The 13,326-nt window shown below is 59.6% G+C and carries 13 protein-coding genes and 3 tRNA genes; 4 read left to right on the forward strand and 12 right to left on the reverse strand.

Annotation, left to right across the window (positions count from 1 at the left end; all coding sequences use genetic code 11):
- Window positions 1-267 precede the first annotated feature (267 nt).
- Window positions 268-1,704 (forward strand): alkaline phosphatase PhoX, encoded by a 1,437-nt coding sequence (locus ACK8OE_RS10935; RefSeq protein ID WP_290795052.1) that lies wholly within the window; start codon window positions 268-270, stop codon window positions 1,702-1,704.
- Window positions 1,705-1,984: 280 nt separating this feature from the next.
- Here ACK8OE_RS10935 and ACK8OE_RS10940 read toward each other — a convergent pair whose 3' ends face one another.
- Window positions 1,985-3,034, reverse strand: coding sequence for a COX15/CtaA family protein (locus ACK8OE_RS10940; RefSeq protein WP_410272549.1), 1,050 nt, complete (start codon window positions 3,032-3,034; stop codon window positions 1,985-1,987).
- 162 nt (window positions 3,035-3,196) lie between these two features.
- Here ACK8OE_RS10940 and ACK8OE_RS10945 point away from each other — a divergent pair, with 162 nt between their 5' ends.
- The gene (locus ACK8OE_RS10945; RefSeq protein WP_126423722.1) at window positions 3,197-3,466 is read left to right on the forward strand and encodes a transglycosylase; all 270 of its coding nucleotides are present in this window, start codon (window positions 3,197-3,199) and stop codon (window positions 3,464-3,466) included.
- Entirely contained in the window at window positions 3,453-3,713 is a 261-nt protein-coding gene (locus ACK8OE_RS10950; protein ID WP_410272550.1) for a DUF2842 domain-containing protein, read from the forward strand. The genes ACK8OE_RS10945 and ACK8OE_RS10950 overlap by 14 nt, the downstream gene beginning before the upstream one ends.
- Before the next feature lie 98 nt (window positions 3,714-3,811).
- Here the strand turns inward: ACK8OE_RS10950 and ACK8OE_RS10955 are convergent, their stop codons facing one another.
- The 11 genes from ACK8OE_RS10955 to ACK8OE_RS11005 all read right to left on the reverse strand — a co-directional run bounded on the left by ACK8OE_RS10955 (window position 3,812) and on the right by ACK8OE_RS11005 (window position 11,045).
- Window positions 3,812-4,195 (reverse strand): hypothetical protein, encoded by a 384-nt coding sequence (locus ACK8OE_RS10955; protein ID WP_410272551.1) that lies wholly within the window; start codon window positions 4,193-4,195, stop codon window positions 3,812-3,814.
- Entirely contained in the window at window positions 4,192-4,914 is a 723-nt protein-coding gene (locus ACK8OE_RS10960; RefSeq protein ID WP_410272552.1) for a L,D-transpeptidase family protein, read from the reverse strand. The genes ACK8OE_RS10955 and ACK8OE_RS10960 overlap by 4 nt, the downstream gene beginning before the upstream one ends.
- A 247-nt stretch (window positions 4,915-5,161) precedes the next feature.
- Window positions 5,162-5,238, reverse strand: a tRNA-Pro gene (locus tag ACK8OE_RS10965).
- 87 nt (window positions 5,239-5,325) lie between these two features.
- Complete coding sequence (locus ACK8OE_RS10970; RefSeq protein ID WP_410272553.1) at window positions 5,326-5,787, reverse strand: DUF192 domain-containing protein; 462 nt, start codon at window positions 5,785-5,787, stop codon at window positions 5,326-5,328.
- Window positions 5,788-5,791: 4 nt separating this feature from the next.
- Complete coding sequence (locus ACK8OE_RS10975) at window positions 5,792-6,625, reverse strand: glutaminyl-peptide cyclotransferase (protein WP_410272554.1); 834 nt, start codon at window positions 6,623-6,625, stop codon at window positions 5,792-5,794.
- Window positions 6,626-6,725: 100 nt separating this feature from the next.
- Window positions 6,726-7,286 (reverse strand): cold-shock protein, encoded by a 561-nt coding sequence (locus tag ACK8OE_RS10980; RefSeq protein ID WP_126423717.1) that lies wholly within the window; start codon window positions 7,284-7,286, stop codon window positions 6,726-6,728.
- Between the two features lie 248 nt (window positions 7,287-7,534).
- Window positions 7,535-7,609, reverse strand: a tRNA-Glu gene (locus ACK8OE_RS10985).
- 26 nt (window positions 7,610-7,635) lie between these two features.
- Window positions 7,636-7,710, reverse strand: a tRNA-Glu gene (locus ACK8OE_RS10990).
- Window positions 7,711-7,778: 68 nt separating this feature from the next.
- On the reverse strand, window positions 7,779-9,647 hold the full coding sequence (gene recJ / locus ACK8OE_RS10995) for a single-stranded-DNA-specific exonuclease RecJ (RefSeq protein WP_410272555.1): 1,869 nt from the start codon (window positions 9,645-9,647) through the stop codon (window positions 7,779-7,781).
- A 12-nt stretch (window positions 9,648-9,659) separates the two neighbouring features.
- A complete protein-coding gene (gene glpX / locus ACK8OE_RS11000; protein WP_410272556.1) occupies window positions 9,660-10,622 on the reverse strand; it encodes a class II fructose-bisphosphatase in 963 nt (320 codons plus the stop codon).
- Window positions 10,623-10,649: 27 nt separating this feature from the next.
- Window positions 10,650-11,045: a hypothetical protein gene (locus ACK8OE_RS11005; RefSeq protein WP_410272557.1), complete on the reverse strand. Its 396-nt coding sequence runs from the start codon at window positions 11,043-11,045 to the stop codon at window positions 10,650-10,652.
- Between the two features lie 185 nt (window positions 11,046-11,230).
- Here ACK8OE_RS11005 and phaC point away from each other — a divergent pair, with 185 nt between their 5' ends.
- Window positions 11,231-13,276: a class I poly(R)-hydroxyalkanoic acid synthase gene (gene phaC, locus ACK8OE_RS11010; protein ID WP_410272558.1), complete on the forward strand. Its 2,046-nt coding sequence runs from the start codon at window positions 11,231-11,233 to the stop codon at window positions 13,274-13,276.
- Window positions 13,277-13,326: the final 50 nt, after the last annotated feature.

Below are 13,326 nucleotides of genomic sequence, written 5' to 3' on the forward strand. Positions count from 1 at the left end.
CCTTTGGTGAAATCCGGGGTTTGAAACGGGTGCTTCCCGCCGTGACAGACGCCACCGCCGGAAAAGTCGGGAGCGTATAGACGAGGCAAATGGCCGCGTCAACAGTTATTTTTGACAAAAATTGAAACAGGCAATTGTTTTTATTGATATTTTTTAATTAGGTAATAAATTACCGTATCAAATCGTCATAATTCTGTGCCCGCTTGTCTTTACATAAGCCCCATCCGATTCCAAACGGTAGTGTCCCTTACGCGCAAAGGTGTTTCCATGTCGCTGTCCCGCCGTACCCTCCTCTCTTCGTCTCTGGCCACCTCTGCGGCCTTTACCGGCATGGCGCTGTGGATCAGCAAGGCCGCGGCGGCCCACCGCCTGACCGAAAACGCGCCCGACACCTATGTCAATCAGATCGAAGGCTATGGCCCGCTGGTGAAGGACCCCAACGGTATCGCCGACCTGCCCGCTGGCTTCTCCTACCGCATCTTCTCGCGTCAGGGCGAAACCATGAGCGACGGCCTGCTCGTGCCGGGTAAGCACGACGGCATGGCCTGCTTCCCGCACGGCCCGAACACGGTGCTGCTGGTGCGTAACCACGAAATCAAGCACAGCCTGAGCAAGATGGGCCCGTTCGGCGCGCAGAACGAACTGTTCGGTAAGGTCGATGCGGCCAAGGTCTATGACTTCGCCCCCGACGGTCGCCCGCTGCACGGCGGCACGACCACGCTGGTCTATAATATCAAGGAACAGAAGCTGGTCAGCCATCACCTGTCGCTGGTTGGCACCTCAACCAACTGCGCCGGCGGCCCGACGCCCTGGGGCTCGTGGCTCACGTGTGAGGAGACCTCGCAAAAGGCCCCCAACGGCGTTGGCAAGGATCACGGCTATGTCTTCGAAGTGCCGGCGCGCGCCGAAGGCCTCGTCAAGGCCGAGCCGATCAAGGCGATGGGCCGCTTCGAGCACGAGGCCGTGGCCGTCGATCCCAAGACCGGCATCGTCTATCTGACCGAAGACGCCGGGGACTCGGCCTTCTATCGCTTCATCCCCAAGGTGCCGGGCAAGCTGCGGGAAGGTGGTAAGTTGCAGGCGCTGGTCATCAAGGGCAAGCCGCACGCCCTGACCGATAATAAGACCGCCATCTTCTGGCAGCAGGGGGACTGGTTCGAAAGCGAATGGGTCGATCTCGACGAGGTCGAAAGCCCCAATAACGATCTGCGCACCCGCGCCCACGCCAAGGGCGCGGCCCAGTTCGCGCGCGAAGAAGGCATCTTCTTCGGCGAGGGCGAGCTTTACTTCACCTGCACCTCCGGCGGTCCCGGTGAAAACGGCCAGATCATGCGCTATGTGCCCAGCCCCCACGAAGGCACGCCTCAGGAGGCCCGCGCCCCCGGCCGTATCCAGCTCTTTGCCGAGCCGAACAACGACCTGCTGTTCGACTATGTGGACAATATCGTCGTCTCGCCGCGCGGTCAGCTCTTTGCCTGCGAAGACCGCTATTCCGACACGCTGAAAAACCACCTGAAGATCATCACCCGCGAGGGCAAGGTCACCACCTTCGCCCGCAATACCGAACCGACCAATTCAGAATGGGCCGGGGTGTGCTTCTCGCCCGACGGCTCAACCATGTTCGTCAACCTGCAAAACCCCGGCTGGACGCTGGCCATCACCGGCCCGTGGGATCGGTTCAGCACGGAGGCCGTCAAGGGGTAAGGTTACGCATAAGGTAGGCAAAGACAGTGGGGCCACAGGCCCCACACCCCATTACCGGGCGCTCGAACGGCACGACCTGGGTTTGTCTGCAAAATAAAGCGGGGCTTCGCCCCAAAAAAAACTTCCGTCACGCGCCCTGCATATCCGGTTTGAGCGCGGATAGGTGATGGGGTGCAGGGGCCCCTGCCTCTTTCCTTCGGCTTCGCCTTCCCCTCCGTCTTTTTGCCTTTCAGGCAAAAATCCACCTCCCTATGCCTGCGGCACAGGGAGGAGGGTCAACTTAAAAATTACGCCGGCGGAAGTCGCGATCGGCGCGGGCGACCTTCCACAGCAGCAGGGTGGCCAGAATGAGCAGCCCGACGGCGCCCAACTGGTGCAGCAGGCCGAAGGCGATGTGCACATTGGTCCACAGGGTCGCGACGCCTAGAACGGCCTGACACCAGACCAGCACACCGAAGGCTGCGGCGATCAGGCGCATACCGTCATCGAGGCAGCGCCGCCACAACCACAGGACCAGAGCCGTGGCGTAGAGCAGAAGGATATAGGCGTTGAAGCGGTGCAGGACCTGCACCATGCCCTGATCGTGGACGAAGACGTGCCACAGGCCTTTGGAATAATCGACAAAGGGCACGACACGCCCGCCCATCAGTGGCCAGTCATTATAGACCAGCCCCGCATCGTTACCAGCGACCAGCGCGCCCAGCATGGATTGCAGGAAGGTCAGGCCAAACAGACCCGCGACGGCGGCGACCCAGCCACCGGGCGCGCCATGCCCGCGCGATTGGCCGTGCAAGGCTTCGTTGGCCGTCCATATGGCAAAGATCATAATGACCAGGGCCAGGCTAAGGTGTGTCATCAGGCGTTCCGGGGCGACGTCGATGCGGTTGGCCAGCCCCGAATGCACCATCCACCAGCCGATCGTCCCCTGCACGCCGACCAGCCCGACGAGTAAGGCGCAGCGCCAGATCAGGCGCTGCGGGATGGCCTGCATAAACAGGAAGACAATAAAGGGGATCAGGACCGCGACTCCGATCAGGCGGCCCAGCAGGCGATGGCCCCATTCCCACCAGAAGATGAATTTGAACTGCTCCACCGACATGTTCGCATTCACCTGCTTGTACTGCGGTATCTGCTGGTACTTGGTGAATTCTTCGGCCCATTGGGCGTCATTCAGCGGCGGCACTACACCGTGGATGGGCTTCCATTCGGTGATCGACAGGCCTGAGCCGGTCAGGCGCGTGGCGCCACCGACCATGACGATCAGCACGACCATAGCGGCCACGATAGAGAGCCAGATGGCCACGGAAGGAGATTTGAGCGGAAGCCTCACCGTTACGCCTCACTGAAAAATAATTGTTGGGTTCCGTCGGGCGGACCTGTTCAACTGCGGCGAAATAACCTGTAATAGGCATTGGCCGTGCGTTTTGATTTGCCCACAGGGAGGGGTGAAATTCAAGCGATGCGCGACGGAAAAATGTGAAAGGTTCCACAAATGGGTGTTCAGGACTGGATTCTGGCCGGTATGACGGGGTTCATCGTCGGTTGGATCGCCAACAACCTGACCAGGAGCCGCTACAGCGCCATCATCAATATGTTTGTGGGCATTTTCGGGGCGATCCTGATGACGTTTTTCATCCATATTCTCGATATTTATCCGGATCGCTTCTACACGACGCTCAGGGCCGCCGGAGCGGGCTCGGCCGGTCTTCTGGCGCTGTTTCACCTGACGCGCGCCATCGAGAAGGTCAATGTCAAGAAATGAAGCGGGTAAGCCGATGAGCGACGATGCGACAAAGGGTCTCAGCCTGCCGGTGCGCCGCGTCATCGCCTGTATCGGCATTGTGGTGTTTCTGGCCGTCTATGTGGTGATCGTTTCCAGCATTGGCGAAAGGCTGCCTGACAACGATTGGGTGCAACTGCTGTATTATGGCCTGTCCGGCATACTGTGGGGGATTCCGGTACTGCCGATCATAAGCTGGTCGGAAAACTACAAGGGTCGGAAGCGTTAGAGCGATATGTCGAAAAGTGTGAGCGGTTTTCGACAAAAATATCGCGACAAAACAAAAATTTAGATCGGGATCAGGCTCCCCTTTAAAACCATCCCGATCTAGAGAGGCAGGAAGCTGTCGTCGTCGGAATTGGGTGGCCGCTTGCCGACGGCAAAGCCGCTGGCGGCCCACAGCGTCCATACGGTCAGCACACCGAGGCCCAAAAGGCAGATGATCAGCCGATCCACGACCGCCTTTTGCGCGTGCTGGATCATCCAGCCGGCGGCGATGGTCAGCAGGACCACGACCATCAGATGCACCAGCGTGTGTAACAGGCCCCGCTTTAACACAGCCAATAAACCCAGCATCACGACCACAAAAGCCGCCACGCCTGCCCCCCAGACCACCCACTCCGGATCGGTCAGCGGCCCGCGCAACGGCACACCGGCGGTGAGCAGCAGAAGCGCGGACAGACCTGTGAGGCCGACGATGGCACGGTTCATGGGGCGACCCTGTATCTTTTATGGGCGACTGTAACATTAAGGTCGGCGTGATTTTGCTCAAACCGGTCATAACCCGCTTTCAGGTCCGTCCAGAAGCCCAACCACTGCGAACCCATATGGCGTTTTATATTCGCGTCGGTCATTCGGAATGGATAAACGTGCACCTGAAACGCGGTCTGCCCTCCCTTCAAGGCCTCATCAGCTATCAACCAGATTTCCTCAATCCCTTTATCAGTCATGGCATAACAGCCAATTGAGGCACATTTGCCGTGGACCATCAGATAGCTGCCGGTTCGGCCGTTGGCTCGATCAAAGGCATTAGGATAGCCGAGGTTGAAAGCCAGATGGTATTGGCTATCGGGTTTCATCTGCGCACGTGAGACGCTATAAAAGCCTTCGGGTGACTGCCCATCCCCTTCTTTCTGTTTGGGGCCGAGAGCACCGGACCAGCTACAGATACGAAAGGTTTTATAGAGTCGGTATTTGGTCTCCGACTTGACCCAGACCTCCAGTTCATCCGTTTCCTTGAAGATGCGGATGAGTATGGGCTGGCCCAGTTGCAGGCCGTTTTGAGTCAAGGACGCCCGGATATGGCTCAGTCGATCTTTTCGTACCTGTTGAAGGTCTGCCGCACCCGACTCCCAGGGCTTGACGGCCCAAAGCGAGCCGCAAAGAAAAACGATGGCTATGACCAGTAATAACCCACGCTTTCCGTTCATAGCATCCCTCCCACTGGTTACAGGATAACGCAGAGTCGCCTCGGATGTATCGGGAAATTGAGACAGGATATTGCGGTCGAGTCAGGCGAGAGGATTGGCTCCGCTTCGCTCCGCCGCGTCTGCGTGTGATCATTGTGCCTCCGGCAAAATGATCATCACTGGCCGTCGAACCTCTTATCGGGTCGAACCAAGCTCCGGATGATGAAAAGAAAAGGGACTGCCCATTGGGCAGTCCCTTTTCTTTTGATGGTCGGGGCGAGAGGATTCGAACCTCCGACCTGCTGCACCCAAAACAGCTGCGCTACCAGGCTGCGCTACACCCCGACACCCTGCCCACAGGCAAGGCGCGCTACATGCCACTTCAAAGCCGGTTCCGCAAGCCGTTTTACACACCACCCACAGAACAAGCGTCTATTGCGGCATCGGCCCCTTGCCTTCGAAGAAGCGGTGCGTGATGCGGTCGCCCGGCTTGATCCCCAGGGCATCAGCCTGACCGCCATTGATTTCCAGAACCGCCGCCGCCGGGCCGAACGAATGCAGCGGCGTTTCGTTCATCGGCATCGTGTTTTTCTGAATGGAAATCACCTCGCCTGACTTGGAAATATAAAGAATATCAAGCGGTATATGCGTATTCTTCATCCAGAAGGCGCGTTCGCGGGCATCCGGAAACAGGAACAGCATCCCCTGCCCGGTCGGCAGGCTATCGCGGTTCATCAGCCCGGTTTCGCGTTCCTGTTCGTCATCAGCGATTTCCACCTGAAACGCATGAGTGGCACCGCCGGATAGAACCTGAAGCGCTTCGCGCTCCGGCGGTTTCGGCTGGCAGGCCGCGAGAATCAAAAAGAGCGGGAGCCATTTTACGTTCTTGATCATAGGGTTACCGGAATTCATAGGGTTTACCCGTCGCCTTGTCGATCAGTTCGATCTCAAACAGGGCCGGCCAGTATTTACCGGTGACCAGCAGGTGTTTGGTTTCCGGATTGAAGGCAATGCCGTTCAGCACATCAATGCGCTGCGTAATGGCCGGGCCATAGGCCATCAGACCTTTCAGATCGACAATGCCATTGATCTTGCCGTCCTTCGGGTCGATACGGACAATATAGTCGGTTTGCCAGACGTTGGCATAGACCTGCCCGCCGATATATTCCAGCTCATTGAGCATCTCTATGGGCTCGCCGCGCAGGGTCACCGGTACGTCGCTGACCACCTTGAAGGTCTGAGGGTCGAGGAAGCGCAGGCGGTCGCTGCCATCGCTGAGAATCAGATGCGTGCCGTCAGCGGTCAGGCCCCAGCCTTCGCCCGTGTACGCAAATTCGCCCTTTGGCGCGAAGCTGTCGCGATCCCAGACGAAAGCTTTTCCGTGCGTCCAGGTCAGGCCGATGATGGCATTGCCCCACGGCGCCACACCTTCGGCAAAATAGGGCCGTGCAATATCGTGTTTGCGCTTGACCTCGCCAGTGGTCAGATCGACCTCGCGCAGCGACGAGGCCCCCGCCATGCCGGTGCTTTCAAACAGACGGCCGTTCTGAATGAACAGGCCTTGCGTAAAAGCCTGCGGATCGTGCGGATAGACCTTCACGACGCGGTAGGTATAGTGCGCCACCTCTGCCGGTGCGGCAGCCGTCGCGGGCGAGGTCTGGGCGTGGGCAGGCAAGGCGGTTGACAGCGCCGCCATCATGAGTGCCAGAGACCACCGAAAGGCTTTGAACACAGACTTCACCCTTCACACCCGCAAAGAAAAACGGAGGCGAAACCTCACCTCCGTTGGAAATTCGCTGGATTCAATGGCCGTTTCAAGGCCGTTTTTCCGCTCAGGCCATCGCCTTGGGCTGTACCTCGGTCACGACCAGCCCCTTGGGGCCTTCGCCAAAGCGCACCATCAGGGTATCGCCCTGCTGAACGTCCTCAAGACCGAAGCGACGCAGGGTTTCGATATGGATGAAGATGTCCGTCGGATCGTTGCCGCGCACCACGAAGCCATAGCCCTTGGTGCGGTTGAACCATTTGATGGTGGCCGCTTCGAGATCACCGATGGTTGCCTGCACGTTATGCGTCGAACGCACAGCCGCCGGATCACGCGCTTCGCGTACAGGGCCGCTGCCGCTGTCTTCGAGTGCGGTGATCTGAATAACCTGCCAGCCCTTGGCGCGCTTGGCGATCTTGCATTCAATGGCGGCACCTTCGTGCGCCAGATCACGTCCCAGATCACGCAGTGCGGACACATGCAGCAGCACGTCGCGCATACCGGTCAATTCAGGGGATTGAGGCACGATGAAGCCGTAGCCCTTGCCGGCATCGAACCACTTCACGCGACCGGAAATAGCCTTTACGTCTTCCGCCTCGCTGCTCTTTGCGTAATCGTACAAACTCATATTCCTCACCAAGCCCACAAATAATCTACTGCGCGAGCACTATAACATGGATATTTTTAAATGGGCAGCGCCCCTGCCCCTCTCTTTTTTGAGACGATATGCGAAAATATCGCTTAATGCGAGTAAAAAAGCGGTAATTATGTCGCGTGGCGTAGCCTTGACGCAATATATGACGTTTTTGACACAGGTCCGCACATTCCGTTCAGAAAATCAGATGTGCGCAAAAATTGTGGAGAGAGGGGGTACGGTGGCAGTCCCTAGGGGAGTCGAACCCCTCTTTTCAGGTTGAAAACCTGACGTCCTAACCGATAGACGAAGGGACCGCGTGTCCGTATCCATATGTCCTGACTGGCAGTCCCTAGGGGAGTCGAACCCCTCTTTTCAGGTTGAAAACCTGACGTCCTAACCGATAGACGAAGGGACCGCGTCAAGAGGTGCGCTTGATAGCGTCACGCATTGTTCGTTGCAAGCGCTATTTTCGGCAATATCGCCTCAACTTGTGAATATATGGGCGATATCCTCGATTTCGAACTGCACGCCCTTGCGCCCCATATAGTCGTCGGGTTTCAGCCGCCCCGCCACGTGGATGGCGCCAACGGGATTAAGCAGCGCCGCTCCCACCGCCGTATCCTGCGCGCGCCAGGCGATGGCTTTCAGACGCTTGCCGCCTTCGTCGATCAGGTCGCAACGCACGTGCCCGCCTTTCAGCGCTGAGGCATAGCCCACGCGCATCCCCGGCAGGACAAACATCGGCTCCGGATTGCCCTGACCGAAGGGGGCCATGATCTCAAAACGCTCCAGCAGGGCCCGCGTGCAGGTCGCGGCACTAAGCGCCGCGTCGATTTCCAGCCGGTCCTTACGGTCAGCCTCGACGGTAGCATTGGCGATATGCGCGTTCAGAAAGACCCGCAGTTCCGGGATGCGCGCGGCCTCAATACTCAGGCCCGCGGCCATAGCGTGCCCGCCACCCGACAGCAACAGCCCGCTTTCAAAGGCTGCCGTCACCGCCTGCCCCAGATTGATCCCGGCCTGCGAACGACCTGACCCCTTGCCGATCCGCGTAACCGGGTCGATGCCAATGACGATGACCGGCTTGTGCCAGCGTTCGCGCAGCCGGCCCGCTACGATGCCGATGACACCGGGATGCCAGTCTTCGTGCGCCACGATAATGACGTGGTCTTGGGCCGTGACCAGCCCTTTTGCGTCGGCCAGAGCCAAGGCCTGTTCCTGCACGGCGGCCTCGACGTCACGGCGCGTCTTGTTCAACTCATCCAGTTCCTGCGCCAGCGCCGCCGCCTCGTCCGCCTCGTCGGTGGACAAAAGCCGCACCCCCAGATCGGCGCGACCGATACGGCCGCCGGCATTGATGCGCGGCCCCAGCACAAAGCCGGAATGAAACACCCCGAGCGCTGTTGCCGCATCCTTGGGCTCGCCCCCGGCCACCTGCATCAGGGCGCGGATGCCCGGATTGTTCAGGCGCGACATGACCTTCAGCCCCTGCGAGGCCAGTGCGCGATTGAAGCCACTGAGCGCCGTTACGTCGCAAATGGCCCCCAGCGCCGCCAGATCGAGCCATTGGGTGAGGTCCGGTCTGGGCCGCTCGGCAAACAGCCCGCGCTTTTCGGCTTCGCGGTTAAGCGCCGCCAGCACCACAAACACCACGCCCGCCGCAGCCAGATTGCCCTGCGCCGATGTGCAGCCCGGCCGGTTGGGATTGACCACAGCACGGCATTTGGGCGGGTCTTCGCGCATGATGTGATGGTCGATAACCACCACCTCAAGGCCGATGCGCGCCGCATAGTCGAGCGCCCGGTGCGCCGACGCGCCGCAATCGACCGTGATGACCAGATCGGCCCCTTCGGCTTTTAATCGCTCAAAGGCCTTTTCCGACGGGCCATAGCCCTCCAGCATCCGGTCGGGCACATAGACGCTCAGCTCATGCCCCATATGACGGAACCAGCGCACCAGTTGCGCCGCCGAGGTGGCGCCATCGACATCGTAGTCGGCAAAGACGTAGATCTTCTGACGCGCCTGAAGCGCATTCAGAATGGCCGCCACCGCCTGCGGCATGTCCATGAAACCATCCGGATCGGGGAACAGCGCTTTCAAAGTCGGGCGCAGATAGTCGTCGAGCCCGTCCGAGGTCACGCCGCGCGCGGCAATCGAGCGCGCCACCGGTTCGACAAAGGCCTCTTCCATCAGGCCTTTGAGCGCAATCTGCTGAGTGATCAAACGCAATTCATGCGGGCCGACATGCTGACTGTCGCGACGATCCACCCACAGACGGCCCGTAACCGACGTCTCCACCCCCAGAAACGGTGGCAGGTCGGTCAGGTTCTGGCGGGCAGCATCATCGGGCATGGGACATCACGATTAGAGGGGGCGACGCATATACAGCTTACGGATAGTCTGAGTCCGCGAAATCATCACCAGACTTTCGGTGCTGATAAACACCTCGCCGTCGGGCGACATCTCCTTTTGCACCCCGTCGAGCAATGCGCCGGGCGTGACGCCTGTGGCGACAAAGACAACATCCGACGAGACCAGTTCGTTCAGGCTGTATTTACGGTCAAAGTCGCTCAGACCCAGACGCTGCGCCCGCTGACGCTCATCGTCATTGCGGAAGACCAGCCGGCCCTGAAACTGACCGCCGACGCATTTCAAAGCCGCCGCCGCCAGCACGCCTTCCGGCGCCCCTCCTGAGCCCAGATAGATGTCGATACCCGTTTCCGGCTGCGCCGTGTGGAAGACGCCGGCGACATCACCGTCGGTGATCAGGTGCACGCGCGCCCCGGCCCTGCGCAGCGACGCGATGATGCGGTCGTGGCGCGGGCGATCCAGCACACAGGCGACGATTTCAGAGACATCCACGCCCTTGGCCGCAGCCAGTGCCCGCACATTGTCTTCGGGGCTGGCGTCGAGATCGACCACGCCGTCGGGATAGCCCGGCCCAATGGCAATCTTGTCCATATAGGTGTCGGGCGCGTGCAACAGCCCGCCGCGCGGCGCGAACGCCACCACGGTCAGGGCGTTGTTCATGGCCTTGGCCGCCAGAGTCGTGCCTTCCAACGGGTCAAGCGCGATGTCGATTGCCATGCCCTTGCCCGTGCCGACCGCCTCACCGATAAACAGCATAGGGGCTTCGTCACGCTCGCCTTCGCCAATGACGATACGGCCGTCCATGTCGATAGCATTGAGCGCCGAGCGCATGGCGTCCACTGCGGCCTGATCCGCCGCCTTCTCGTCTCCCTTGCCGATCCAGCCGTGCGCGGCAATAGCCGCCTCTTCGGCCACCCGAACAATGTCGAGGGCCAGGTCGAAACCCGTTTGTGACATAGGCATTTCCCTGTTGGTCTGTTCTTTTTATTTCGCCACGGGGGGCGGCTCGGCGCGCGCGCGCAGGCGGGCAGCCAGGCCTTCTATGGCGGCACTGTCGGCGCCCGTTTTGATCGGTGCCCCCAGAACGGGGTCGATGCGCGCATTAGCCGCCTTAGCCATGGCTTCCGGGGCCTTAAGCTCCCACGGCAGGGCATCAGCCGTTTTTTGAAGCTGGTCGGATCTGGCTTTCAACGCCACCACCTGTTGCCTGATCTGCTCCGGCGTCGGAACATTCTGAGGCGGCGGCGGGAATTCAGACCATTTGGGGAAGCTGTCATAGGTGCGCGGCGAAGACGTTTCCTGCGCTGAAACGGACGCGGCAAAGGCTCCAATAACCGCACAGGGCAGCAAGAGCGCGTGGATCTTTGACCGCTTAATCATGAGGAAGCTCCGCAACCGATGGCATCGGTTATAAAAACCGGGCTGATCAAAAGCAAACTTTGCGAGTCCTGAACAGCCCTAAAACACGTCATAACGCGATGTTGCATATTATACAGTGAAAATTGTGGCGCAACGCCTGATGAAGCGCGTTAGAAAATAGCCAGAAACGACTCGCGGAGGCCGCCATGACTGAAAAAAGCATTGAGAAACCCGCTTCCAAGGCCAAAACCCGCAAGGCCACCGCTCCCAAAAAAGCCGTAGCCGCCGAAGCGACGCCCGCCGTCGCCCCCGCCCCTGTGGCCAAAGCCACACGCAAAACCGCGCCCAAAACAAAGACCGCCCCCAACGCCGCCCCCGTCGAAGCCCCCGTGGCCCCACAGCCTGCGGCTCAGTCCGCACCGTCACCAGCTACCCCTGCGTCCGAACCGCCGCCCGAATCCACCTTTGATTCTGAGCAGATGAAGGCGCTGGAAGACCTGTCGATCAATCTCGCCAAGGCCGCCATTACCGCCCAGACGGCTTTGGCCAGCGCGGTTTTGAAACAACCGGATTTCAACGGCACGCCGAACGGCGATCCGTTTCAGGTCGCGCCTGCCATGACCAGCGTCATGACCTCACTGGCGCAAAACCCCGAAAAAGTCATCGAAGCCCAGACCGACCTGATGACCGGCTACATGTCGTTGTGGGCCGAAATGACCCGCCGGTCTCTGGGCGTCGAAAGCGAAGCTGACACCACGCCCAAGGACAAGCGGTTCTCTGATCCGCGCTGGCAGCAAAACCTCGTCTTCGACATGATGCGCAAGTCGTATCTTCTGTCCTCGACCTGGCTCAACAACCTTGTATCCTCTGTCGAGGACGTCGATCCGCTGCATAAGCGCCGCGCCGAGTTTTTCACCAAGCTGGTCACTGACGCCTTTTCGCCCTCCAACTTCCTGATATCCAACCCGGCAGCGCTCGATACGCTGCTCACCTCCAAGGGCGAGAGTCTGGTCAAGGGGATGCAGAAATTCGCCGACGATCTGGCGCGCGGTGACGGCAAGCTGAAGATTTCTCAGGCCGATTATGCCCATTTCAAGGTCGGTGAAAACGTCGCCACCACGCCGGGCAAGGTGGTCTGGCGCGGCCCCTTGTTCGAACTGTTGCAATATAATCCGACTACGGACGAAGTGCGTGAAACGCCGTTGCTAATCTTCCCACCGTGGATCAACAAATACTACATCCTCGATCTGCAATCGAAGAATTCGCTGATCAAGTGGCTGACGGATCAAGGCTTTTCGGTTTTCGTCGTCTCATGGGTCAATCCGGACGCAGACCTCAAAGACGTCACCTTTGAGGACTATATGTTCGGCGGCGTCTATAAGGCCGTTTCATTAGTCCGTGAACAGACGGGTTCGCCCAAGGTTAATACGGTCGGCTACTGCATCGGTGGCACGCTTCTGGGCGTCGCTCTGGCCCACATGGCGGCCAAGGGTGACGACAGCGTGTCATCGGCCACCTTCTTTACCGCCCAGCACGATTTCTCCGAAGCCGGCGACCTCCTCCTCTTCACCAACGAAGCCTGGCTGAAAGAGCTGGAGCGCCAGATGGACGCCGCCGGAGGCGTCCTGCCCGGTGCCGCCATGGCGGATACCTTCAACGCCTTACGCGCCAACGATCTCGTCTGGTCCTTCTTCGTCAATAACTACCTGATGGGTAAGGACCTGACCGCCTTCGACCTATTGTGCTGGAATGCCGATCAGACGCGCATGCCCAAGGCGCTGCATATGTACTACCTGCGCAAATTCTATCACGAAAACGCCCTGTCTCAGGGCAAGCTCACCATTGCGGGCGTGCCCATCGACCTGAAAAATGTCAAAATTCCCGTCTTTGAGCAGTCCGGCCGCGAAGACCATATCGCCCCGCCGGGCTCGGTGTTCAAATCGGCGCGCCTGTTCGGCGGCCCGGTGACCTTCGTTATGGCGGGCTCCGGCCATATCGCCGGCGTCGTCAACCCGCCCGCGGCCCAGAAGTACCAGCACTGGATCAACGAATTGAGCAATGCCAAGGGCTTACCGGAAACTCTTGAGGTCTGGCAGAAGGACGCCGTCGAGCATAAGGGGTCGTGGTGGGACTATTGGGCCCAATGGCTGCACGATAAGTCCGGCCCGATGGTCCCGGCGCGTGACCCGTCCAAGGGCAAGTTTAAACCCGATATGGATGCGCCGGGTTCGTACGTTCTGGTGAAGTCGTAGTCTTTTAAGACCGTGGGGCCACAGGCCCCACACCCCAAAACCGGAAATCT

The sequence above is a fragment of the Asticcacaulis sp. W401b genome, from assembly GCF_046503825.1.
GTDB lineage: Bacteria > Pseudomonadota > Alphaproteobacteria > Caulobacterales > Caulobacteraceae > Asticcacaulis.

Excerpts from the sequence above, each read along its gene's own strand:
- ACK8OE_RS10935 (WP_290795052.1), top strand. The coding sequence starts at position 268 with ATGTCGCTGTCCCGCCGTACCCTCCTCTCTTCGTCTCTGGCCACCTCT.
- ACK8OE_RS10945 (WP_126423722.1), top strand. The coding sequence starts at position 3,197 with ATGGGTGTTCAGGACTGGATTCTGGCCGGTATGACGGGGTTCATCGTC.
- ACK8OE_RS10950 (WP_410272550.1), top strand. The coding sequence starts at position 3,453 with ATGTCAAGAAATGAAGCGGGTAAGCCGATGAGCGACGATGCGACAAAG.
- ACK8OE_RS10955 (WP_410272551.1), bottom strand. The coding sequence starts at position 4,195 with ATGAACCGTGCCATCGTCGGCCTCACAGGTCTGTCCGCGCTTCTGCTG.
- ACK8OE_RS10960 (WP_410272552.1), bottom strand. The coding sequence starts at position 4,914 with ATGAACGGAAAGCGTGGGTTATTACTGGTCATAGCCATCGTTTTTCTT.
- ACK8OE_RS10970 (WP_410272553.1), bottom strand. The coding sequence starts at position 5,787 with ATGATCAAGAACGTAAAATGGCTCCCGCTCTTTTTGATTCTCGCGGCC.
- ACK8OE_RS10980 (WP_126423717.1), bottom strand. The coding sequence starts at position 7,286 with ATGAGTTTGTACGATTACGCAAAGAGCAGCGAGGCGGAAGACGTAAAG.
- recJ (WP_410272555.1), bottom strand. The coding sequence starts at position 9,647 with ATGCCCGATGATGCTGCCCGCCAGAACCTGACCGACCTGCCACCGTTT.
- glpX (WP_410272556.1), bottom strand. The coding sequence starts at position 10,622 with ATGTCACAAACGGGTTTCGACCTGGCCCTCGACATTGTTCGGGTGGCC.
- ACK8OE_RS11005 (WP_410272557.1), bottom strand. The coding sequence starts at position 11,045 with ATGATTAAGCGGTCAAAGATCCACGCGCTCTTGCTGCCCTGTGCGGTT.
- phaC (WP_410272558.1), top strand. The coding sequence starts at position 11,231 with ATGACTGAAAAAAGCATTGAGAAACCCGCTTCCAAGGCCAAAACCCGC.